General features: G+C 59.7%; 26 protein-coding genes. 17 read left to right on the forward strand and 9 right to left on the reverse strand.

Annotated elements, in window-relative coordinates; genetic code table 11:
- Nucleotides 1-74: 74 nt before the first annotated feature.
- The 4 genes from AC53L6_RS15485 to AC53L6_RS15500 all read left to right on the forward strand — a co-directional run bounded on the left by AC53L6_RS15485 (nucleotide 75) and on the right by AC53L6_RS15500 (nucleotide 3,798).
- Complete coding sequence (locus AC53L6_RS15485; RefSeq protein WP_299742711.1) at nucleotides 75-836, forward strand: ATP-binding cassette domain-containing protein; 762 nt, start codon at nucleotides 75-77, stop codon at nucleotides 834-836.
- Nucleotides 833-1,960 carry an ABC transporter permease gene (locus AC53L6_RS15490; protein ID WP_496908489.1) on the forward strand — a complete coding sequence of 376 codons (1,128 nt, stop codon included), beginning with the start codon at nucleotides 833-835 and terminating at the stop codon, nucleotides 1,958-1,960. The genes AC53L6_RS15485 and AC53L6_RS15490 overlap by 4 nt, the downstream gene beginning before the upstream one ends.
- An 85-nt stretch (nucleotides 1,961-2,045) precedes the next feature.
- Nucleotides 2,046-3,191 (forward strand): substrate-binding domain-containing protein, encoded by a 1,146-nt coding sequence (locus AC53L6_RS15495; protein ID WP_496908490.1) that lies wholly within the window; start codon nucleotides 2,046-2,048, stop codon nucleotides 3,189-3,191.
- A gap of 157 nt (nucleotides 3,192-3,348) precedes the next feature.
- Nucleotides 3,349-3,798: a methylated-DNA--[protein]-cysteine S-methyltransferase gene (locus tag AC53L6_RS15500; protein WP_496908491.1), complete on the forward strand. Its 450-nt coding sequence runs from the start codon at nucleotides 3,349-3,351 to the stop codon at nucleotides 3,796-3,798.
- Here AC53L6_RS15500 and AC53L6_RS15505 read toward each other — a convergent pair.
- The 5 genes from AC53L6_RS15505 to fsa form a co-directional block, all read right to left on the reverse strand.
- On the reverse strand, nucleotides 3,795-4,484 hold the full coding sequence (locus tag AC53L6_RS15505) for a CDP-alcohol phosphatidyltransferase family protein (RefSeq protein ID WP_299207575.1): 690 nt from the start codon (nucleotides 4,482-4,484) through the stop codon (nucleotides 3,795-3,797). The genes AC53L6_RS15500 and AC53L6_RS15505 overlap by 4 nt on opposite strands.
- Nucleotides 4,485-4,585: 101 nt before the next feature.
- A complete protein-coding gene (locus tag AC53L6_RS15510) occupies nucleotides 4,586-5,167 on the reverse strand; it encodes a cytochrome P460 family protein (RefSeq protein WP_496908492.1) in 582 nt (193 codons plus the stop codon).
- Between the two features lie 118 nt (nucleotides 5,168-5,285).
- Nucleotides 5,286-6,206, reverse strand: a complete 921-nt coding sequence (locus AC53L6_RS15515) for a tyrosine recombinase XerC (protein WP_496908493.1) — start codon at nucleotides 6,204-6,206, stop codon at nucleotides 5,286-5,288.
- Nucleotides 6,203-6,910 (reverse strand): DUF484 family protein, encoded by a 708-nt coding sequence (locus AC53L6_RS15520; protein ID WP_299207583.1) that lies wholly within the window; start codon nucleotides 6,908-6,910, stop codon nucleotides 6,203-6,205. The genes AC53L6_RS15515 and AC53L6_RS15520 overlap by 4 nt, the downstream gene beginning before the upstream one ends.
- Nucleotides 6,911-7,193: 283 nt before the next feature.
- Nucleotides 7,194-7,847, reverse strand: a complete 654-nt coding sequence (fsa, locus tag AC53L6_RS15525; protein ID WP_299598320.1) for a fructose-6-phosphate aldolase — start codon at nucleotides 7,845-7,847, stop codon at nucleotides 7,194-7,196.
- Between the two features lie 89 nt (nucleotides 7,848-7,936).
- Between fsa and AC53L6_RS15530 the strand changes: the two genes are divergently transcribed.
- From AC53L6_RS15530 to AC53L6_RS15550, 5 genes are all read left to right on the forward strand, one after another.
- Nucleotides 7,937-10,129, forward strand: a complete 2,193-nt coding sequence (locus tag AC53L6_RS15530) for a primosomal protein N' (protein ID WP_496908494.1) — start codon at nucleotides 7,937-7,939, stop codon at nucleotides 10,127-10,129.
- A 103-nt stretch (nucleotides 10,130-10,232) separates the two neighbouring features.
- Nucleotides 10,233-10,736, forward strand: coding sequence for a crossover junction endodeoxyribonuclease RuvC (ruvC, locus tag AC53L6_RS15535; protein WP_496908495.1), 504 nt, complete (start codon nucleotides 10,233-10,235; stop codon nucleotides 10,734-10,736).
- Nucleotides 10,733-11,392 (forward strand): Holliday junction branch migration protein RuvA, encoded by a 660-nt coding sequence (ruvA, locus tag AC53L6_RS15540; RefSeq protein WP_299699071.1) that lies wholly within the window; start codon nucleotides 10,733-10,735, stop codon nucleotides 11,390-11,392. The genes ruvC and ruvA overlap by 4 nt, the downstream gene beginning before the upstream one ends.
- 39 nt (nucleotides 11,393-11,431) lie before the next feature.
- Nucleotides 11,432-12,466: a Holliday junction branch migration DNA helicase RuvB gene (gene ruvB, locus AC53L6_RS15545; protein WP_496908496.1), complete on the forward strand. Its 1,035-nt coding sequence runs from the start codon at nucleotides 11,432-11,434 to the stop codon at nucleotides 12,464-12,466.
- A 9-nt stretch (nucleotides 12,467-12,475) separates the two neighbouring features.
- On the forward strand, nucleotides 12,476-13,099 hold the full coding sequence (locus tag AC53L6_RS15550; protein WP_496908497.1) for a hypothetical protein: 624 nt from the start codon (nucleotides 12,476-12,478) through the stop codon (nucleotides 13,097-13,099).
- A 156-nt stretch (nucleotides 13,100-13,255) separates the two neighbouring features.
- On the opposite strand, the gene AC53L6_RS15555 is transcribed toward AC53L6_RS15550, so the two are convergent.
- The 3 genes from AC53L6_RS15555 to AC53L6_RS15565 all read right to left on the reverse strand — a co-directional run bounded on the left by AC53L6_RS15555 (nucleotide 13,256) and on the right by AC53L6_RS15565 (nucleotide 15,583).
- Nucleotides 13,256-14,401: a lytic murein transglycosylase gene (locus AC53L6_RS15555; RefSeq protein ID WP_496908498.1), complete on the reverse strand. Its 1,146-nt coding sequence runs from the start codon at nucleotides 14,399-14,401 to the stop codon at nucleotides 13,256-13,258.
- A 236-nt stretch (nucleotides 14,402-14,637) separates the two neighbouring features.
- Nucleotides 14,638-14,889, reverse strand: coding sequence for a DUF6552 family protein (locus tag AC53L6_RS15560; RefSeq protein ID WP_496908499.1), 252 nt, complete (start codon nucleotides 14,887-14,889; stop codon nucleotides 14,638-14,640).
- Nucleotides 14,879-15,583 carry an SDR family oxidoreductase gene (locus tag AC53L6_RS15565; protein WP_496908500.1) on the reverse strand — a complete coding sequence of 235 codons (705 nt, stop codon included), beginning with the start codon at nucleotides 15,581-15,583 and terminating at the stop codon, nucleotides 14,879-14,881. Before AC53L6_RS15565 ends, AC53L6_RS15560 begins: the two co-directional genes overlap by 11 nt.
- Nucleotides 15,584-15,681: 98 nt before the next feature.
- Here AC53L6_RS15565 and AC53L6_RS15570 point away from each other — a divergent pair, with 98 nt between their 5' ends.
- The 7 genes from AC53L6_RS15570 to AC53L6_RS15600 all read left to right on the forward strand — a co-directional run bounded on the left by AC53L6_RS15570 (nucleotide 15,682) and on the right by AC53L6_RS15600 (nucleotide 20,462).
- Nucleotides 15,682-16,560 (forward strand): LysR substrate-binding domain-containing protein, encoded by an 879-nt coding sequence (locus AC53L6_RS15570; protein ID WP_496908501.1) that lies wholly within the window; start codon nucleotides 15,682-15,684, stop codon nucleotides 16,558-16,560.
- A 195-nt stretch (nucleotides 16,561-16,755) separates the two neighbouring features.
- Nucleotides 16,756-17,016, forward strand: a complete 261-nt coding sequence (locus tag AC53L6_RS15575) for a hypothetical protein (protein WP_496908502.1) — start codon at nucleotides 16,756-16,758, stop codon at nucleotides 17,014-17,016.
- A 72-nt stretch (nucleotides 17,017-17,088) separates the two neighbouring features.
- The gene (locus tag AC53L6_RS15580; protein WP_496908503.1) at nucleotides 17,089-17,526 is read left to right on the forward strand and encodes a c-type cytochrome; all 438 of its coding nucleotides are present in this window, start codon (nucleotides 17,089-17,091) and stop codon (nucleotides 17,524-17,526) included.
- Nucleotides 17,527-17,546: 20 nt separating this feature from the next.
- Entirely contained in the window at nucleotides 17,547-17,888 is a 342-nt protein-coding gene (locus AC53L6_RS15585) for a copper resistance CopC family protein (RefSeq protein ID WP_496908504.1), read from the forward strand.
- 26 nt (nucleotides 17,889-17,914) lie between these two features.
- Entirely contained in the window at nucleotides 17,915-18,733 is an 819-nt protein-coding gene (locus tag AC53L6_RS15590) for a CopD family protein (RefSeq protein WP_496908505.1), read from the forward strand.
- A gap of 8 nt (nucleotides 18,734-18,741) precedes the next feature.
- On the forward strand, nucleotides 18,742-20,040 hold the full coding sequence (locus AC53L6_RS15595) for a multicopper oxidase family protein (protein WP_496908506.1): 1,299 nt from the start codon (nucleotides 18,742-18,744) through the stop codon (nucleotides 20,038-20,040).
- Complete coding sequence (locus tag AC53L6_RS15600; protein ID WP_496908507.1) at nucleotides 20,037-20,462, forward strand: c-type cytochrome; 426 nt, start codon at nucleotides 20,037-20,039, stop codon at nucleotides 20,460-20,462. Before AC53L6_RS15595 ends, AC53L6_RS15600 begins: the two co-directional genes overlap by 4 nt.
- A gap of 189 nt (nucleotides 20,463-20,651) precedes the next feature.
- On the opposite strand, the gene AC53L6_RS15605 is transcribed toward AC53L6_RS15600, so the two are convergent.
- Nucleotides 20,652-21,059 carry a RidA family protein gene (locus tag AC53L6_RS15605; protein WP_496908508.1) on the reverse strand — a complete coding sequence of 136 codons (408 nt, stop codon included), beginning with the start codon at nucleotides 21,057-21,059 and terminating at the stop codon, nucleotides 20,652-20,654.
- Between the two features lie 97 nt (nucleotides 21,060-21,156).
- Between AC53L6_RS15605 and AC53L6_RS15610 the strand changes: the two genes are divergently transcribed.
- On the forward strand, nucleotides 21,157-22,074 hold the full coding sequence (locus tag AC53L6_RS15610; protein ID WP_496908509.1) for a LysR family transcriptional regulator: 918 nt from the start codon (nucleotides 21,157-21,159) through the stop codon (nucleotides 22,072-22,074).
- Nucleotides 22,075-22,230: the final 156 nt, after the last annotated feature.

The following is a 22,230-nucleotide window of genomic DNA, read 5'->3' on the forward strand; positions in this document are numbered from 1 at the left end:
GGCCCCGCACCTTAATCCGAATATTTTGGGCGCGTGCGCAGCCCGATCTATCCGAGCCACCGGAGGAAAAAGATATGGCTGATACGCCACTCGTGCAGATGCGCGGAATAACCAAACGGTTCGGCGGCGTGACCGCGCTGCAGAATGTCGACCTGAGCGCCTATGCGGGCGAAGTGCTGGCGATCGTCGGCGACAACGGCGCCGGGAAGTCGACCCTGATAAAGGTGCTGACAGGCGTCTACCAGCCGACCGAGGGCGACATCTATATCGACGGCGAAAAGGTCGAGTTCTCCAACCACGCAGACGCAGCTAGGGCAGGGATCGACGCCGTCTATCAAACGCTGGCCCTGGCCGACCACCTTGATCCCGCCGCCAACATGTTCCTGGGCAATGAACTGACCAAGAAGGTGTTCGGCATCACCGTGCTCGACAACAAGAAGATGCGGTCAGAAACCGAACGGGTCCTGATGGAGCGTCTGGGCGTGCGCCTGAAATCACTGGATGCACCGACCGACAGTCTGTCAGGCGGTCAACGCCAGGCCGTGGCCATTGCACGCGCCGTCTATCACGAGGGGCTGCGGGTTCTGGTCATGGACGAACCTACCGCCGCCTTGGGTCCGCAGGAAACCGCGCGGACCCTGAAATTGATCAAGGCACTGAAAGCCCAAGGCTTGGCGGTGATCCTGATCAGCCACTCGCTGGATGATGTGTTCGAGGTTGCGGACCGTGTTCACGTGCAGCGCCGCGGCCAATGCGTGGGCGTGGCACTCACCGCTGAAAGCTCGACCCAGGAAGTGTTGGGCATGATCGTTGGTGCCAAGGAGGACGCCGCATGAACACCGCAGTTGACACAGACTACAAGCCACCGCTGAGTGAACGGCTTGAGCCGTACATGGCGGTCATCGCGCCGATGGCAATGATTGCCGCCATCTTTCTGTTCATGGCCGTGGCGTCGCCCGATCGGTTCTATCGGATCAGCAATCTTGAGCTGATCCTACAGGACGCGGCCCTCTATATGCCGATGGCGATGGCGATGACCTTTGTCATCACCCAACGCGGCATTGACCTGTCCGTTGGGTCGGTGGCCGTGCTTTCGGCCATCATCATGGCGTTTCTGGTCAAGCAATATGGGTTTTCGATCTACGTCGGTATTCCTATTGCGCTGACCATCGGGGCCCTTCTGGGCCTGATCAACGGGCTGGTGATCACGCGCTTCAACGTGCCTGACTTGATCGGAACACTGGCAATGGACCTTGTCTACAAAGGGCTGGCGCTCTTGCTGGCCAAAGGTCTGGTTCTGGCACGTTTCCCCGACATCCTGACGGAAATGGGTCGTGGTCAGACGCCGTTCTTCATCCCCACACCGGCGGTGATCGGCATTCTGACCATGGTGGCGGGTTACTACATCCTGCAGCGCACGCATTTTGGCCGCTACACGGTCGCCATCGGCTCCAGCCCGGAATCGGCGGAACTGACAGGCATCGGCGTGAAGCGTCACAAGGTCTATGCCTATGTGTTGTGCGGAGCCTGCGCCGCGCTTGCGGGTCTGATGCTGACCGGCAAACAGAACGCCATTCAGGCGACGATGGCACCGTTCTTCAATCTGCACGTCATCGCGGCGGTGGTTGTGGGGGGCACATCCCTGTTCGGTGGCCGCGCGTCCATCATCGGATCGTTCTCGGGCGTGCTGCTGCTTGCCATGATGCTGAACGCTTTGGTGACGCTGCGCATCGAGTTTTTCTGGCAGCCGGTAGCGTCGGGCTTTGTGATTATCAGCTCGGTCGCGCTCTATGCCTGGATCCAGAAGAAGGACCGCGATGGTGCAGGCGGCTGGTTTGCCGATCTCAAAACAGCCGAAGGTCAGAAATTGGTGCGCTTTTCTGCGCTACTGATCGGCGTCCTGATTGCCCTTTTGGCAATCGGTGGCGTCTTTGCCGGGGATGCCGCACCAAGCGGATAACTCGGCCAATGCGGGGTGGCCGGGCCGGGGGTGCAGCCCCGACCCAGCCGATGGCCCCGCTCTCATTGCAAAGGGAGGAACCAAGATGAGATTTTTAGCAACCACAGCCCTCGTGGCAACAGCGATGACCGGAATGGCACTGGCCGATGGTCATGCAACCCTGCCGCTGAAGGAACTGCCGGACATCGCAGACCGTGACCACTGGGTGCCTGACGAGGTGAACGCCGAAGGCAAGCTGGAAGCGATGCAAGCCGTCGTTGGCGGCGAAGCGGTGAAGTTCAGCGGGACGCAGGACGCACCCATTCAGATCGCGCTGATCTACCCTTCGTCCGACACTTCGGACTTCTGGGCACGCAACTATCTGGCGATGACCAAGCGTCTCGACCAGCTGGGCATTCAGTACGAAACAACCGAGTTTGCGTCACGCCAGATCGAACACTCGCTGCAAACGACCTATGCCAACCAGGTGGTGCTGGACAAAGACATCTATGACTATGTCGTCTTTGGCCCGTCGGAACTGGCCATTCAGGGCGACAACATCGCGAAGCTGGCGGCGGAAAAAGACGACCTGACGACCTATGTCTGGGCGTTCCACACACCGCTGAAAGACCTCGCGCATCAGCCTGCGGCATGGTTCGACTTCTCGTCGGCTGCCGGTGCCCTGACCATGTGCGATTACATGATCGGCCGTTTGGGCGAAGGTGTCACCATGGCGATGAACCGCGGCATTCCGGGCATTACCGACAACCAGCGCTCGGGCGACTTCAAAGCCTGTGTCGAGGAAAAAGCTGGCTGGACCACGGTGTATGAACACTACGGTGAATATCAGCGCGAAGGCGGCTTTGCCGGCACATCGCTGATCCTTCAATCCTACCCGGAAGCCACAATCATCCACAATGCGAACACCGCGATGGCGATGGGCTCGGTTGAGGCGCAGGTTTCGGTTGGCAAAGAGAAGGACATCTTCTCGACCGGTTGGGGCGGCACGGGCCTTGAGCTGGACGCCATCCGCCGTGGCGAGTTGGACGCGACCCCGATGCGTATGGGGGACGACGTGGGCGCCGCAACGGCCGAGGCGATCAAGGCCGATCTTGAGGATCGCGCGGATGAGCTGCCCTTCGTCTTCCTTGGCCGGATCACCGTGGCCCATGACCAGATGAGCGCGGACGAAATCGACGCGCTGGAACAGGAAGCATTCCGCTTCTCCGGCGTCGGTGCCCTCAAGCGATAACAAGTAGCTGCGCCATCCCGTCCCGGGGTGGCGCACACCTATCTCGTTGGTGAGGGTGTAGGGCGCATATCCGCCCGACTACTCTCAACGCATCCCAAAGTGATCTTTCCGCAAGCTTCGGATTGCGAGACGCGCCCGCCTGCACCACATTACACGCATGAAACAGGCGGACGTTCATACCCAGTTCGGGGACCTGACAGTAACCGAGGATCAGGGCGCCATCATTCGCGTCTCATGGGGCGTATCCGGCTGTGCCGACCGGTCCGAGGCGCTGGATGCCGCGGTCGCGCAACTGCAAGCCTATGATGCGGGTGAGTTGGAGACATTCGATCTGCCAATCGCCGTGCGCGGCTCGCAACTGCAGCGGGATGTCTGCGCCGAGATGTCCAGGATCCCCTTTGGCCAAACCATCACCTACGGCGACATTGCCAAGACACTTGGGGTGCCTGCACAGGCCATCGGTCAGGCGTGCGGTGGCAATCCCATCCCCGTCATCATTCCCTGCCATCGCGTCATGGGGGCCAAGGGCCTGACCGGGTTTTCCGGGGCAGGCGGGGTCGAAACCAAGGTGGCGCTCCTGCGCCACGAAGGTGGCTTCCTGATCTAGCGTTGCGGGATCAACTGCTGCGCCATGCCAGCAAAGACCAGATACAGCGATGTGATCACTAGTCCCCAATGCGCCCAGCTTTCGGGATGGAAGTCGACCCATGCCGCCCAACCGGCAAAGAAGGTCCACGCCAGCGCCATCGGCAAGCTCAACCAACGCCAGCGTTCTGTGCGCACCGGGTGGATAAACTTGATCGGCAGGAACATTCCGACAGCCAGCACGCTCACAAGGGCCAGCGAGACCCAGAAATTCGGCTCAAGGGCAAAGATGACCAGCACAACCATGTTCCAGCACCCCGGAAAGCCCGAGAACGAATTGTCCTTTGTTTTCATGCGGGTGTCGGCGAAATACATGGCCGAAGCAAAGGTGATCAGAATGATGGCCACCCAGCCGGTCCAGCCTGCCATAAGACCCGAGGCAAAAAGCGCAAATGCCGGGATGAAGACATAGGTCAGGTAGTCGATGATCAGATCAAGCAAGACGCCGTCGAACTCGGGAGCATTGGTCTTTACATTGTATTTCCGGGCAAGGGGGCCGTCGATACCATCCACGAAAAAGGCCACGACAAGCCACAGGAACATTAGGTCCCATTTCGCCTCGACGGCAGCCAGCATGGCCAGCATTGCGAACACGGCGCCGGTGGCCGTCAGAAGGTGAACGCTCAACGCGCGCATTTGCAGTGTCATTTGCCTGTCATGCTGCATGATGCGCAGGGTTGCAAACGCAAAACCGCGCCGAAGGGGTCGGCGCGGTCAGGTGCAAGGCCAAAAAATAGCCCGTGTGCCGGCTACTGGCCCAGGCGCACTTCTTCGAGGGGGTAACCCAGATAGTCCTGCGCTTCCCAGCTTGCATGACAGTCATGGCAGAAGCTCTGCTTGACCTTCATCACCTTGCCATTTGGTTGCAGCCCGGCATAAAGCCATCCGGCGGTGTCGGGCGCTTCGTCAGTACCCACCTTGGTCATGATGAACAGCGGACCAGGGCGCGCGGCCTTCTTCTTGATCGAAACCGTGATCGACTCCTTGGCGAGGACCGATCCTACAGGCATTTCAAAGCCTTCTTCCTCGAACTTCAGATACTGTTCGGCGGCCACGTCATTGGCATATGTGTTCAGAAGGCGGTTGCCATGCGGTCCAGCCACGGCTGGGCGCGATGCCGTTGCGGCCCAACTGCGGTAGTTCGAACCGATCTCGTCACCTTCCTTGGCATAGCCGGTTGCCATCTTTTCCTGAAGACAATCGTAAAGCACGCCGATCTGATCCTCGGTCAGGTCAAAAGCGTCCTCAACGGTAATGGCTGTACATTCTTCTGCGCTGGCGGCTCCAGCAGTTATCGCAAAAACGGCTGCGTATGTTAGCTTGCGTAGCATGCTTTGCGTCCCCTCCGTGTTGGTTTTGTATGCCATTGCATGCTGACCGAAGGATCGCTTCGCGCATAGCCCGGGGGCGATCACCTTTTATGCACAATAGCGTGAGGGTCGGCGCAACCTACGCCTTCGGATGGGCTTTGGCGTAGACTTCCATCAGCCGAACCGTATCGACCGCCGTGTATGCTTGCGTGGTCGAGAGCGACGCATGGCCCAGAAGTTCCTGAATGGCCCTTAAATCGCCGCCCGCATTCAACAGATGCGTGGCAAAGCTGTGGCGCATGGCGTGAGGTGTCGCGCTAGCGGGCAGACCCAATTGCATGCGGGCATTGGCCATCACCTTCTGAATGGCGCGCGGGGCCAAGGCCCCCCCGCGCACAGCGCGAAAAAGTGGGCCGTCGGCGGGCAGGTCATAGGGACAGGCGGACATGTACGCCTCAACAGCGTCACGGGCCGCATCAATCACCGGCACAATCCGTTCCTTGCCGCCTTTACCCACAATGCGCAGGACTTGGGGCAGGGGTGCTTGACCTGCCATCAGGGACAAGGCCTCGGATATGCGCAATCCACAGCCCCAAAGTAGGGTCAGAACAGCGGTATCTCGTGTTCCGATCCACGGCTTGTCCGATTGCAGGGGGGTGATGTCCAACAACTCGCGCGCCGCCGACTCGTCCAGCGGACGCGGCAGCTTCTTGGTGAATTTCGGAGCCCGCGTGCTCAGCACCGCAGTGGGTTCAAACCCTTCCCGCGCAGCCAACCACTTGTAGAATGCTTTGACTGCCGACAGTTTCCGCGCCAGCGACCGCGCGCCGACCCCGCCCGCCCGTGTGCGGGCCATCCAAGCACGCATGTCGCGGGTATCAATGCGCGCCAAGGCACCCAGACCCTGTGTCTGGCCCGAATGCTCGGTCATGAAGGCAAGGAATTCGGTAATGTCATTGCCATAAGCGACAGTGGTGTTTTCAGCGGCCCCCTTGATCGCGCGTTGATGGGCCAGAAAACCTTCCAGCGCATCGCGGGCGGCGGGGGAAATCAGGCTCATCCCAACCAGCGCCGCATGGCCCGTTCGAAGACCCCTGTAAAGAAGGCCAGAAGGTCCGTGCCTTGCTGGGGGCCAAACATGTGGGGGTCCTCGGCGCCCATCACCAGAAGGCCGGGCAGGCGGCCATCGCCAAAGTCAAGTTTCAGACACGCCTCGGACCGGATCCAGGTTGCGTCATCGCCGTAGATCTCTGGGTCAGCATCCTGCACTTGGCGCAGGGTGACTTGGCGCACATTGCCGCCGCGTCCGTCGGTCAAGTAGTCGTCGATGAAACCGGGTTCCGCCACGCTCAGGACTTCGCCCAGTCTCTGAACGGCCGGATCATTGTCGTTTTGGACGGATTCGAGCACCAGTTTGACGGCGTCCACGCGCAGAATTTCCGCCACTTCCCCACCCAGATCGCGCAGGAAGGGTTCGAATTCCATCGGGTCCAGCATCCGCAGGATCGCGCGGTGGATCTGATTGGTTCCGGCCAGGTTTTCATAGGCGGCAGCAATGACCGAACGGTGCGTATCCTCAAGACGGTCCAATCGCGCCTCAAGCCGTTCCATCGCCAGTCCACGCAGATCGACAATGTTGCCACCCATCGCACGTTCGTTCGCGGCGATCAGGGCATGCATCAAATCCTTGTCGTCCAGAATGACGTCCGGACGCGTAATGATCGCCTCTCGCAGGGCGTCGTCAATCTTGGGCTGGCTGCTCATACCGTACCTGTTCTTTTTCTTGGCCGCTTCCATAACACAGCGGATTCGCGAAATCTGCCCTGAACTTGGAATAATTGTTCAGAAGGCAGCGTTATGTTGCCAAGTGACGCTACGACCGGGGAAGGGGCACGATTTTCTCCCCGTGAACGGGAATTTTTGTCCGTCCATATCCGCCCCATGGAACACACACGCGAAGCCACCACTCACGGATCCGGACCCGGGATTTTTCCCTTGGGACCGGATGCGCTTCGGGTGATGCTGAGACGGGCCAGAGAGATCTGAGTTAAAGGATCTTCTGACCCGTCTTGGCCCAATCCTTCATAAAGGCATCAAGGCCCTTGTCCGTCAGAACGTGGTTTGCCAACTTCTTGATCACATCCGGGGGCGACGTGATGACGTCGGCACCGATCTTGGCACAGTCCTGAATGTGGTTCACCGACCGGATCGATGCCGCAAGGATTTCCGTTTCGAATCCGTAGTTGTCGTAGATTGTGCGAATGTCTTCGATCAGCTCAAGACCGTCGATGTGGATGTCGTCCAGCCGTCCGATGAAGGGAGAGATGAAGCTGGCACCGGCCTTTGCCGCCAGCAGCGCCTGGTTGGCCGAGAAGCAGAGCGTGACATTGACCATCTTGCCTTCGCCCGACAGTACTTTGCAGGCCTTCAGCCCGTCCCATGTCAGCGGCAGCTTGACGGTGATGTTTTCAGCGATCTCGGCCAATTTGCGCCCCTCAGCGATCATCGCGTCGGCTTCCAGCGCGACCACTTCCGCGCTCACCGGCCCGTCAACCAGATCACAGATTTCCTTGGTCACTTCCAGAATGTCGCGCCCTGATTTCAGGATCAGCGAAGGGTTCGTGGTTACACCGTCGACCATTCCAAGGTCGTTGAGTTCTGCGATAGCATCAATCTCGGCAGTATCTACGAAGAATTTCATGTGCGGTCCCCTTGATGGCTTGGCGTTTGCTTGTGATGGCTTTACCTCATGGCGGGTGAAGACTGAACCCCTCATATGTTGGCGCTAACATGACGCCCTCGTTTTATGACGAAGGCGCGTTGGTGGCCGTGATGACCACGCAGCCGCTGGACCGGGCGCTGGACTACAAGGCGCCCGAAGGTGGCTGTCACCTGGGCGCGTTCGTCGAAGTGCCACTTGGCCCGCGCAAAGTGCTGGGCGTGGTGTGGGGACCCGGCAAGGGCGACTATGACTACAACAAGGTGCGGTCAGTCCTGCGGGTGCTGGACGCCGCCCCCATGCGGGACGAGATGCGCGCCTTCCTGGAAAAGGCCGCCGCCTACACTCTGACCCCCATGCCTGCCATGCTGCGGTTGGCCACCCGCGCGCCGGGGCTGGGCGATCCGCCGTCGATGCGCAAGGTCTACCGCCGCGGTCCAGCCGAACCGGATCGCATGACGGACGCGCGGAAGCGAGTTTTAGAATTTCTCAGCGAATACGGCGATTTGTCATTCACACTTAAGGAGTTGGCTGAACTCTCAGGCGTCACATCTTCGGTCATCAAGGGGCTGGTTAAGCAAGGCGCCGTTGCGGAAGAGGACAGCCCCCGTGACCTGCCATTCCCACCCATGGACCCGTCCCGCCCTGGTAAGGCACTGACCGAAGATCAGGCGCGGGCAGCAGGGCATATCGCCAAGGCCGTGCAATCCGGTGCTTACGGAACAACGCTCCTGCGAGGTGTCACCGGATCGGGCAAGACCGAGGTTTACCTCGAAGCTGTCGCCGCCTGCCTGAGCGCAGGACGGCAAGCGCTTGTCCTCCTGCCGGAAATCGCCCTGACTGCCGAATTCCTCAAACGGGTCGAGGAACGGTTCGGTGCGCGCCCCGCCGAATGGCACTCGGGTGCGACCATGACCGAAAGGCGGCGTATCTGGCGCATGGTGGGCCAGGGCAATGCGCAACTGGTGATCGGCGCGCGTTCAGCCCTGTTCCTGCCCTATCAGAACCTCGGCTTGATCGTCGTGGATGAGGAACACGATACCTCCTACAAGCAGGAAGACGGGGTACTCTACAACGCGCGCGACATGGCCGTGCTGCGGGCCTCGCTGCTCGGGGCGCAGGTGGTGCTGGCCTCGGCCACGCCGTCGCTCGAAAGCTGGGCGAACGCTGAAAGCGGTAAGTACACGCGGCTGGACCTCGAAGCGCGCTTTGGGCCTGCGGTCATGCCCACGATGCAAACCATCGATATGCGTGCTGAAAAACTACCCTCGAACCGCTGGGTCTCCGAAGAACTGAAACGCGCGGTTGAGGCGCGGCTGGCGGCAGGCGAACAGGCCATGCTGTTTCTGAACCGGCGCGGCTACGCCCCGATCACGCTGTGCCGTGCCTGCGGACATCAGGTGGGCTGTGATCAATGCGATGCGCGCATGGTCGAACACCGGTTTCTCAAGCGTCTGATGTGCCACCAATGTGGCGAGACGAAACCGATGCCAACCATCTGCCCCTCCTGCGAGGCCGAAGATCGGATGGCGCCCGTCGGCCCGGGTGTCGAAAGACTGGGTGAGGAAGCGGTCGAATTGTTTCCAGACGCCCGCGTGGCGGTGCTCAGCTCGGACATGTACGGCTCGGCCCGTGCGCTCAAGGCCGAGATCGAAGGGATCGCCGAAGGCGCTGCTGATGTGATCATCGGCACGCAACTGGTGGCAAAGGGGCACAACTTTCCGAACCTGACACTGGTGGGGGTGATCGATGCAGACCTTGGCCTGCAAGGCTCCGACTTGCGGGCCGCTGAACGGACATTCCAACTGATGCGGCAAGTGGCAGGGCGTGCGGGCCGTGCAGAAAAGCCGGGAACGGCACTGTTGCAGACCTATCAACCGGAACACCCGGTGATCCGCGCCATTCTGGCTGGCGACGAAGAAGGCTTCTGGCGGGCCGAGGCCGCGCAACGCGAGGCGGCAGGCGTGCCTCCTTATGGGCGGATGGCAGGGATTATCCTCAGCGGCCCGGATGTCGCGCAGGTGTTTGACGCCGCGAACGCGCTGGCGAGGAATGCGGGCGCGCTGACCCGTGTGGGCGCGCAGGTCTTTGGCCCTGCGCCTGCGCCCATTGCCCGCGTTCGCGGACGGCACCGGGTGCGGCTGCTGGTCAAAGCGGGCAAGGGTGTCGCGCTGCAAGGGGCGATTGCGCAATGGGTGGGGCAGCTGCGGCTCAGGGGTGACTTGCGGCTGGCTGTCGATATCGATCCGCAAAGCTTTTACTGAACCGCGGGGCGCACGACACGTGCGCCTTACCTCTTGGCGGATGTTCGCGTTTCGTGCTACTGACCGTAAAAAGCCAAAACAAATCGGGCGAGGGCAGCACATCATGCGAATCTTGGGGATCGACCCTGGCTTGCGCCATATGGGGTGGGGGATCATCGATTGCGATGGCCCGCGCTTGCGCCACGTTGCCAACGGCATCTGCCATTCGACGGGCGATGACCTGTCACTGCGCCTGCTGAGTTTGTTTGACCAACTCAGCGCCGTGATTGCAGAACATACGCCGCAGGCGGCAGCTGTCGAACAGACCTTTGTAAACAAGGATGGCGCAGGCACCCTGAAACTGGGACAGGCGCGAGGCATTGCCATGCTTGCCCCGGCGCGTGCCGGTTTGTCGGTGGGCGAATACGCCCCGAACGCGGTCAAGAAAACGGTTGTGGGCGTGGGCCATGCCGACAAGCGGCAGGTGGCACATATGGTTCGGGTGCAACTGCCCGGCGTCGACATCGTCGGACCGGATGCAGCCGATGCGCTTGCCATTGCCATCTGTCACGCCCATCACGGTGCGGGGCAGGGGCTAGCCGCTGCCGTTGCGAGGGCGCGTGCATGATCGGGAAACTCTCGGGTCGGATTGACTACAAAGCCGGTGATCACATCCTGATTGATGTGCGCGGCGTGGGCTACATCGTCTATTGCTCGGACCGGACGCTGGCTGCGCTGCCGCCGGTAGGTCAAGCCTGCGCGCTGTTCACTGACCTCGTGGTGCGCGAGGACTTGATGCAGCTTTTTGGCTTCCCGACGCTTGCGGAAAAGGAATGGCACCGCCTGCTCATGTCCGTACAGGGCGTAGGGGCAAAGGCGTCGCTCGCCATCCTCGGCACGCTTGGGACGGACGGCACCAGCCGTGCCATCGCCTTGGGCGACTGGAACGCGGTGAAAGCGGCCAAGGGGATCGGCCCCAAGATTGCGCAACGGATTGTATTGGATCTCAAGGACAAGGCTCCGTCGGTCATGGCTATGGGCGGCACGGTGGCCGAAGCAACCGGCGATGCCGTTGCCGAAGCTGCCGCCGAGGTGATTGAACCCATGCCAGCTTCTGCTCCGCCCTCCTCTGCACAGGCGGATGCGCTTTCGGCTCTGGGCAATCTCGGCTACGGCCCGTCCGATGCGGCCGCCGCCGTCGCCCAAGCTGCCGGAGAGGACCTGGGCGCGGACACGCCCGCCCTGATCCGTGCGGCGTTGAAACTTCTGGCACCGAAAGGGTAGGGGTGGGCGGACGACACGTCCGCCTTACGAAGGAAGATGATGACCGACGCCTCTGATCCCACCCTGCGCGGAGCGCCGATGCCTGACGATGATGCGGGCGGTTTCGACCGTGCGCTGCGTCCACAGCTTCTTGAGGATTTCGTGGGGCAGGCCGAGGCCCGCGCCAACCTGCGTGTCTTTATCCAGTCCGCCAAGCAGCGGGGCGAGGCGATGGATCACACACTGTTTCACGGCCCGCCCGGTCTGGGCAAGACGACGTTGGCGCAGATCATGGCGCGCGAGTTGGGCGTGAATTTCCGGATGACATCCGGCCCCGTGCTGGCCAGGGCCGGTGATCTGGCTGCCATCCTGACCAATCTCGAAGCGCGTGATGTGTTGTTTATTGACGAGATTCATCGTCTGAACCCGGCGGTCGAAGAGGTCCTCTATCCCGCGATGGAAGACTTCGAACTGGATCTTGTGATCGGCGAAGGCCCGGCCGCCCGGACCGTGCGGATCGAATTGCAGCCCTTTACCTTGGTCGGTGCCACCACCCGCATGGGTCTGCTGACGACGCCCCTGCGAGATCGGTTCGGCATTCCAACTCGGCTGCAGTTCTACACCGAAGACGAATTATTCACGATTGTTGAACGCAACGCACGTACCCTTGGCGCCCCCGCCGATGAAGGCGGCGCCCGCGAGATCGCCCGCCGCGCGCGTGGCACCCCTCGGATCGCGGGACGCTTGTTGCGACGGGTGGTGGATTTTGCCGTGGTGGATGGCGATGGCCGGGTGACGCGGGAACTGGCGGATTCCGCTCTGACACGGTTGGGCGTGGATCATCTTGGGCTGGACGGTGCCGACCGTCGGTATCTGAAACTCATGGCGGATCACTATGGCGGTGGCCCTGTAGGCGTCGAAACCTTGAGCGCTGCCCTGAGCGAGAGCCGTGATGCTTTGGAAGAGGTCATCGAACCCTATCTTCTCCAGCAGGGCCTGATCCAAAGGACCCCGCGGGGACGGATGCTGGCGCAGCGGGCGTGGCGGCATCTGGGGCTTGAGGCGCCGAAATCACCGGGCGACCTGTTCGACTAGGATATGCATATGAAAGCAGATGATATTGAAGCGCTGTTCAGGCGGGAAAGCGGTGATTATGCCTTTGCCCGTTGGGGTCGTCCGATTGCACCTGTGGTGTTTGGGGTGCAGGACGAAACCCTTGGCACGATCAAGGGCGCGGTTGAGGCGGTGTGCCAGTTGGCGGGTCACGAGACGGCTGAGACGGATCCCGAACTGGGGTCGAACTTCATGTGGTTCTTCTTTTCCGACTGGGCCGAACTGCCCGAGGTTCCGGGGTTGGACAGGCTTGTGCCCGATCTTGAGCCTTTGGTGGTGCGGCTGCAAAGGGCCGACGCGAACCAATATCGAATCTTCCGGTTTGATGAGGCGGGGGCGATCAAGGCCTGCTTTGTGTTCCTGCGGATGGACCAGCATCTGAGCAAGGTCCCCGCGGAGACGCTGGCCCTGAGCCAGGTGGTGCAGTCGATGCTGCTGTGGTCCGATTTGGCCTTCCGGGACCGTTCGCCGCTGGCTGTGGCGGGTGAGGCGACGGTGTTGCGGCCCGACATCGCGACGTTGATCCGGGCGGCCTATGACCCGGTGATGCCAGTTGCGGCCAATGACGCATCCCATGCGTTGCGGTTGAGTGCGCGCGTTACAACAGCAAGCTGATCTGTCCCCGCGGGGACAGCCTGTTCGGTCAATCCACGGGATTTCAATCGGTCCGTGATCCACGCGCCCTTTCAAGGACTTGCGGTAACGCACGGTTGCAAAAGCAGAAATTAACTATTCGCAGCCCATGCTGGCGCCGAGGACGGGCGGCGCGGTTCAGCCGCCCAAAGACCGCAGCAACTCAAGCGATGGATCACCCGTGGCAGGCAAGCCGCGGCTGGTCTGGTAAGCGGTGATCGCCGCGCGTGACTTCGGCCCCAGCACCCCATCTGCGCCGTCCGTGTCAAACCCCTGCGCTGTCAAGCGGCGTTGCAGGGCGACGCGGTCATCCTTGGTCAATCCGTAGCGATCCGGTGGGAAACCACCGCGCAAAGGTCCGCCGCCTGCGATGCGGTCGGCCAAATGGCCCACGCCAATCGCATAGCTGTCGGAGTTGTTGTAAGTCTTGATGACCCGGAAATTGCGCGTGACGGCAAAACGCGGCCCGCCGGGTTGCGGCTGGATCACGGTGCCCGAGGCATCGCCCGTCACCTCGCGTCCCCAGCTTTGACCTGACTGCCAGCCGTTCCGGGACAGATAGGCAGCGGTAGAAGCAAGGCTGTCGCTTGGGTCCTCCGACCAGATATCGCGCCGCCCATCGCCGGTGAAATCCACGGCAAAGGCCTGGTAAGACGTGGGGATGAATTGTGTGTGCCCCATGGCTCCGGCCCAGGAGCCGGTCATGTTGGCCGGGCTCACATCCCCCGATTGCAGGATGCGCAGCGCCTCGATCAATTGCTTTTCAAAGAAGGCCCCACGGCGCCCATCAAACGCGAGGGTGGACGTGGCCGAGATCACCGGCACATCGCCGCGCCGTTCGCCATAAAAGCTCTCCAACCCCCAGATCGCGGTCACGATGTTGGCGGGTACGCCATAGCGCGCCTCGACCGCGTTCAGAGTGCTGCGATGTCGGGCATAGGCAGCACGGCCTTTGGACACGCGCTCGTCAGAGGCTGCGATGGACAGGTAGTCTTCGAGCGTGCGGGTAAATTCGGTCTGGTTGCGGTCACGGCGCACCACGCCCGGCAGATAGCCTGTGCCACGGAACGCGGCGTTGAGCGTGGATTGCGAAATGCCTGCATTCGCCGCCCTGCCGCGGAAACTGGCAACCCACGCGTCATAGGCGGGGTTGGGGGTGGGGCGCAGGTCTGCTGGCAGGCCCGTGCTGCTGCTGCCGATGCGTGTCGCCGTGGTGGTCGTGGCGCAGGCAGAGAGGGTCACGGCGCCAAGACCGAGAAGGGCAGTTCTGCGGGTGAGATGCATGCGTGGCCTGTTTTTTTATTGACTGCTGAGCAGAGGGTAGCCTGTGGAGGAGGTTGTGCAAAGACCGCGTGGGTCTATCGGCGGTTTCGTGGCGTTTTTTGGGGGAGGTGCTTGCGTTCCTGAACCACATTTCAGGTTGAGTGCAGAACGCCAGTTTTGCGCCGCTTAGGTGCTGGGCCGCACAACATCTCAGAGTGTTGAATGCTGTGCTTGGGTCGAATGGCCGCTTTTGCGTTCTAGCCGCTTGTCATGCCCGCGATCATTGCACCAAGTGCAACGAGGTGGACGAGCATGAGCGCTTTGTCATTCCACAGTGCTCCGACAGCAAACCAGCCGATGACACCAACGAGGAACAGATACAGATTCCAAGGCGTCCAACCGAACCCGGTGGCAGTGTAGCCCATGATCTGAACAGCGGATGCCCCCCATTTGGCTGCAAAAACAAGCCGATCCCGGGACGAGCTGAGGACAACGGTTTCAGACGGCACGGGTCAGCCCGCCGTCGATGCGCAGGTTCTGCCCTGTCATGTAGCTGCCGTTCTCAGAGGCAAGCCACGAGATCAAAGAGGATACTTCAGCCGCATACCCGTAGCGACCCATGGGGATACGCGCCTTGCGGTCTTCCGTTTCGGGCAGGCTGTCGATGAAGCCCGGAAGGACATTGTTCATGCGAATATTGTCTTTGGCATACTTGTCGGAATAGAGCTTCGTAAATGCTGCCAGTCCTGCGCGGAAGACACCCGAGGTGGGAAAAAGCGGATCGGGTTCGAACGCCGCAAATGTCGAGATGTTGATGATCGCACCGCCGCCTTGTGCCTGCATCACTGGCGTGACGAGCCTGGTCGGTCGGATCGCATTCATCAGATAGACTTCCATCCCGTGATGCCAGTCCTCGTCGCTGATTTCCAGGACCGGGCCTTTCGGACCGTGACCAGCAGAGTTGACCAACACATCAACACGTCCCCAACGATTAATAGCACCCTCGACCAACTCGGTGAGCGCATCCCTATCGAGATTGGAGCCTGTGACACCAAAACCACCAAGTTCGATACCAAGCGCTTCCCCTTTGCCGGAAGAAGAAAGGATGCCGACCATGAAGCCGTCTGCCGCGAGTTTGCGTGCGGCATCCGCGCCCATGCCGCTCCCGCCTGCCGTGACCAGCGCTACTTTTACTACAGACATCTCGTGCTCCTCTGTTTCGCCTTGCGATATCTACTTTGGCTGAAAAGGGAGATCGAATTAGATTTGATATCTCATAGCAGTAGAAATACTATTGCCACATGTCCGAACTTCCCCCGCTGAATGGTTTGCGTGCCTTTGATGCTGCCGGACGCCGTCTCAGCTTTCGTGCAGCTGCTGACGAGCTTGGCGTTACGCAAGGCGCTGTGGCTCAGCACGTCCGTCATCTCGAAGCGCATCTTGGTGTCACCTTGTTTGACAGGGTGCCAAAGGGTTTGGCTTTCACGACAATCGGTCGTGTCTATCACGCCCGCGTTGCAGCGGTCTTTGCAGAACTGCGCGCGGCGACGGCTGACCTGAAGCCGGAGCCGGATAAAGTCCTGATCAGTGTCACGCCAACCTTTGCAGCCAAGTGGTTGATCCCAAATTTGCCGCGCTTCACCGAAGCCCATCCAAATATCGACCTGCGGATCATGGCGACCGAGAAAGTCTCCAGTTTCCACAGTGATGGGATAGACTTGGCCATTCGCCAAGGATCGCCACCATTTGGTGCTGCGCTGCAGGTTACCAGGCTGTTCAAACAGGAATTGGTTGCAGTTGCCGCGCCTCAGCTTGCGGGCGACGGACAGGAGCCGCTTGATCCCGGTAATCTCTCAAGACAACCGAAGATACATGATACCCATGATCTTTGGCCGAGGTATCTTGCCAACATGGGCCTTCACGATGCGGCGTCCCGAGGTCTTCGACTAAGCCAAACGTCGCTTGCGGTTGATGCTGCCATCGCTGGGCAAGGCGTGGCCTTGGTGAGCCGCTTTCTGGTGGCACATGACCTTGAGGCGGGTCGTTTGGTCGAAGTTGGAGAGGCGTGGACCGCCGGAGGAAACGACTTTTACCTCCTCATGCAGCGCACGGCCAAACACAACGGGGCTGTGTTGGACGTCGTGAAGTGGTTTACATCGCATTCGGACGAGGGGAAGTGACAGCCATTGGGTCCTGAGAGCGGACATTCAACTGATTGATGCAAAATGTATTTTTGTATTTGAGAGGATTATCCCAAGTCGTCAATTATCGGGCAGTCTGGTCGGTGATCACCTCGGCATGACGCGACCATATGCGCGAGTCTGTCGTGCAGTGGTTGTAATTACTGTTGCTTCTCTTTGATCTCTTCAAGCCTCTTGGATGCGGCGGAAATGTTCATTCGGGTGATGCTTGACATTCCAGTTACTGGAAGGATTGGGTTCCCACAACATGGGATCAAGACCACGCCGCAAATAGTTCTCGATGGGGAACGCATTGGTGGTTTCGATGATCTGAGTGCGGATGTGGTCAAGCCGCCCAAAGCGAAAGATGCCACAATTCATAAACCTGTGGCGCTTTTCTCTGTCGCTGCATTGATGATGGTCGGCATGGCACTCTGGATGCTCTCAAAACTGTGATCTGATACCGTTTGACCCTCCACTGACTGGAAGGTGTAGCCATGGGAAAACGAGCAAGAAGCAAGAAAAATAATGAAGACAACCCTCTCAATCACAGCAGCTATCGCCATCAGTGTCATGGGATACGTGCTTTGGCCTGGCACCGACCAACCCACACCATCGCAAGAAGTCGAAGTTGCTGTCGCTGACAAGGCGTTGGCGGACATCGTTATCCCAGACACTCTCTCTGTGAATGCACAGATCGGCAAACGTGGCTTCGACGCGAATTGTGCGGCCTGTCATGGCACCAACGCAGTTGGTCAGGATGGCGTCGCGCCTCCATTGATTCACATCATCTATGAACCAAGCCACCACGGCGATGAGAGCTTTCAACGGGCCGTCGCCATGGGCGTTAGAGGGCATCATTGGCCCTTCGGAAGCATGCCTCCGATCGAAGGTCTCAACCGTGGAGACGTTACGATGATCACGGCGTATATTCGTGAAGTACAACGGGCCAACGGCATCAACTGATGGCTCTGAAAGGAACAAGAATGAAGAAGACCTTCCTGACCAGTATCATATTGATCTGGGCAACTGCAGCGGCTGCGCATTCACCATTGGAATCTACAGTCCCCGTGAATGAGGCCGTTGTTGAAGATGTCCCAAGTGAGATCGTCCTGGACTTCAAAGGCAACGTTCGTCTCACCCGTGTAACGCTGACCCACGCAGCGCATGAAGCTGACCTCGACCTGGATGGCTTCAACGGGTTCGTTTCTGACTACACAATCCCGATGCAATCCATGGGTGCGGGAACCTATCAGATCGAATGGCGTGGCCTTGGTGACGATGGTCATACCATGAATGGGACCTTCAGCTTTACGGTAGAGGAATAGTGCCGGGCATCTGGGATTTGGCCACGATGGCCACGAAGTTGCTGCTGTACCTTGGGGTGCTGACATCCGCAGGGACAGTCTTTGCGGTTGTCATGTTCAAAGTTTCGGGCGTCAGGACCTTTGCCAGCATCTTTGCTGCTGTTGGTCTGGTCGCTGCGATGCTTGGGTTTTTGCTGGGCGGAGCCGCACTGACGGGTGATGCCAGTGGCATGACCGATCCAGAGATGCTTGGATTGCTCTGGGCGACCCCTGTAGGAACGGCCCTGGCCTATCGTTTCGTTGGCTTGGCACTCTTGATCGTCGGACTTCCGCTTGGTCATCCCGGCCTTTGGGCGTCGGCGCTGGGTGGTCTACTCGCACTTTGGTCATTCGCCATTGTTGGGCATATTCCCGACCGCGAACTGTTTTGGCTGGATGCCCTCCTGCTGATCCATCTGATCGCCATGGCAATGTGGGTTGGCATCCTGACACCGTTGAGACGGCTGGCAGATGTCGGGGCTACATCAGAGACTGCTGACCTCGGCCAACGCTTTGGCCGTCTGGCTATGCTTTTTGTCCCCCTGCTCATTCTGATGGGGCTGGTGATGAGCTATATCCTCGTTGGATCAATCAATGCGCTTCTCGGCACGGGATATGGGCAGGCCCTGATCGTGAAAGTGTTGCTGGTGGGGGTTCTGCTCAGCCTCGCAGCCCTAAACAAGGTGCGCTTTGTTCCCAAGCTGATGGCGGGTGAAGCCCAAGCCTCTGAACATCTATCCCGCTCCATCTCTTTTGAGTGGATTGCGGTCGTTGCTATCCTGCTGACGACCGCCATTCTGACATCTGTACTGACGTTGCCATCGTGAGGATTGCCATGAACCGCCGCCAATTTCTTGCCAGTTCCGCCGCCATTGGGCTACTGCCGCGTCAAGCCATTGCGGGATCGTCGATGTATCGCCTGCGGGCCGAAGAGGTCACAAGTCAGGTCCTGCCAGCCGGCGACGGAACAACACGCATGTTGGGCTTCAACGGCTCAATGCCGGGTCCGGAACTTCGTGTGCGACGTGGCGAACGGGTGACCATCGATGTCGAAAATGGCCTGGACGAAGGCACCGCTGTTCATTGGCACGGCATACGGCTTGAAAACAGCATGGACGGGGTGCCGGTCCTCACCCAGAACATCATTGATCCAGGCGATACCAAAACTTACAGCTTCGTGCCGCCTGATGCTGGCACGTTCTGGTATCACTCTCACTACATCTCTCACGAACAAGTCGCCCGCGGTATGATGGGGCCGCTGATCGTTGAAGACGATGAACCAGTCGATGTGGATCATGACATCACGGCCATACTCTCTGACTGGTTGATGGAGCGGGACGGCGCTCTGATCGAGGAATATGCAGACCGCCACAGTGTCGCCCATGCAGGGCTTCTGGGCACATTTGCCCGGGCGTTCTTCTCGCGCAGAGAAGTTCAGGTTGGCGATCGGATCAGACTTCGCCTCATCAATGCAGCAACGAACCGGATCTTTCCACTTGCGGTGACCGGGGCCACGGGCCGCATCGTTGCCTTGGACGGTATGGCCCTGCCTGAACCACGCGCGTTCGATCAAATCATGATGGCGCCCGCGCAGCGGGTCGATCTTGTTCTCGATGTGTCAGGTGCGGTGAAGCTGGACATGATGAGCAGGCAAGGCCCCTATGAGCTTGGCACTATCGAAGCCGAAGGAACGAATGCGGCCCGTCAACCTGCACCCATCGCTGCTTTGCCTTCACATGCAATTCCCGTGGCCGCTGATCCCAGCAAGCATCTGACGTTGCGCATGATGGGCGGTGCGATGGGTGGGCGTCACGGCGGTGACAACATCTGGGCTTTCAACGATGTTTCTGATCTCCAATCTGCGCCTTTTGGGGCATTCAAACGAGGCGAGACGGCAAAGATCACATTGGTGAACGACACGTCCTTCCCGCACGGCATCCATCTACATGGTCACCATTTCTATGAGTTGGGTGAAGACGGCAGCTCAGGAGATCTCAGAGACACTACGCTGGTATTTCCCAACCAGAGCCGCGACATCCTTTGTACCTTCGACAACCCGGGCAAGTGGATGCTGCACTGTCACATGCTCAGTCACGCAGTCGGGGGCATGCGAACATGGGTGGAGGTCGTATGAGACGGCTGGCGGCAATTTTTTTGGTGTTGGGAACTCCGGGATTTGCCGATCATGAGTTGTTGAACCGCGATATCATCGCGGGTCAAACGCTCTACCAAGCGCAGTGCGCCGCGTGCCATGGAGCGAACCTTGAAGGGCAGCCAAATTGGCGATCACCGAATGATGATGGCGTATTGCCGGCCCCGCCTCATGACGAGACAGGGCATACCTGGCACCACGACAATCAGCTTCTGTTTGAATACACAAAGCTTGGCGGTCGAGGTGCTCTGGCAACCCGGGGCGTCACCGATTTCAACAGCGGTATGCCCGCCTTTGAAGGTGTCATTTCTGACGACGAGATTTGGGACATTTTGGCTTACATCAGATCAACATGGCCTGAGCGGGTGCAAGAGATGCATGCCAACCGTAACCCGCCGCACTAGCTTGGCGGCTCGCTGAGTTTACAAGTACGTGACAGCTCCCTTTTGATGCAGTGGTTGGCGAGCTATGGATCATCACACCCTTCCAAAAGCGCATATCGGCCCGGGTCAACCCTGCGTCCCTTCGATGAACGGGCTGGCAACAAGGTCGCGTATGCGGAATGTCAGGAGTGCGCGTTTCCCAGGCTCTGGTCATGCAGCGACTTGCACCACCATTTCCACCTCGATCTGAAGATCCGGCCCTGCCAAGGCGGCCACACCGATGCCGGTCAGGCTTGGTTGTGCGCCGTCGAGGAACCGCAGGATGCCACCCATGGCGACGTCTTGGGTATCGTCCTGCAGATCGGTCAAATAGATGCGCATCTGGACGATGTCGTCGGTCGATGCCTGAAGGGCTTCGAGCGCTCCTTTCAGGTTCTCGACGACGATAGCGGTCTGCTCGGCCAAAGACGCCGGTGGGGGTGTTCCGTCAGGTCGCCAGGCCACCTGACCTGACACGAAGGCCAGCGCGCTAGGACGCACAATCGAGATTTGCGAGTACCCGACCTTCCCGGTGTCCGGCAGGTCTGGTGGGTTCATACGATCAATTGAAGCGGACATATCTGCCTCCTTTGCTGGTTGTCATGGCAAAAGACTTAGGCATTGCGAGTGGCGAATTATGTTCGCCCTAGTCCCGATTAAAATGCTACAATTGAACATGATCGGATCGAAGGTGAATGACATCCTCCTCTTTCTTTCGGTGGTTGAGACCGGAAGCTTCGTTGGAGCGGGCAAGATGTTCGGGCTATCGCGCTCGACTGCCGGGAAGGCCATAGCACGTCTTGAAGAAGGATATGGCGCCCGGCTTTTGAACAGGAATACACGCGCGCTGGATCTCACCGAGGAGGGAAAGCGCCTCTATGAACATGGGCAGGCCATTCGTGAGGCGATCGAGGCCGCTGACGACAGTATCGCCAGTGACAGTGGGGTCCCGCGCGGTGTTTTGCGCATTACGGCGCCTGACGCTTTGGGCCGCAGACTGTTGCTGCCGACGGTGCGCAGGTATCTGGAAACCTGGCCCGAGACACAGATCGAGATGGCGCTGTCGGATCGGGTCGACAACATCATCGGGAAGGGCTTTGATCTTGCGATCCGGATCGGTGTGAGCGCGCCCGACCAGGGGTTCATTGCGCGGACACTCATGCGGGATGAAGCGATCTTATGTGCGGCCCCGGACTATTTTGATGGGCGTGACCGTCCCTTGAACATCGAACAGCTCACGCGTCACGATCTGCTTCAGTTTGCCAGCCGCGGCGAGCGGCAGGGCTGGCATCTGCAAGAGGAAGACGGCACCTGCGTCCGCGCCCAGGGTCAGGTCCGCCTACGACTCGACAGTGCCGAAGCGCTGCGTGCCACGGCTTTGGATGGTCTCGGTATCGCTTTGCTACCGCGGCTTCTGGTTGGGTCCGACATTGCAGCGGGCCGTCTTGAGCGGGTTCTGCCTCGGCTCAGCCATGGCCAGATTCCAATCCTCGCACTCTATCCCCACAAGCGTCTGCTGGAGCCGCGTGTCCGTCGTTTCATCGACATGCTTGGTGAGGATCTCAAGGCGCTTCGTTCAGACAAAGCACGCTAACGCATCTGATAGTTCTTGCGATGCAGAATTTGGGAGTGATTTGGGCTCTAGGGTCAGGACCCATTGATTTTCGCCTAGTGGCGTGATTCACGGTTCGAAAACGAGCGGTGAATATGTCTGACCTTTTCTGGCTCACGGATGCGCAGATGACGCGTC

Source organism: Tateyamaria sp. LSS28, from assembly GCF_059611725.1.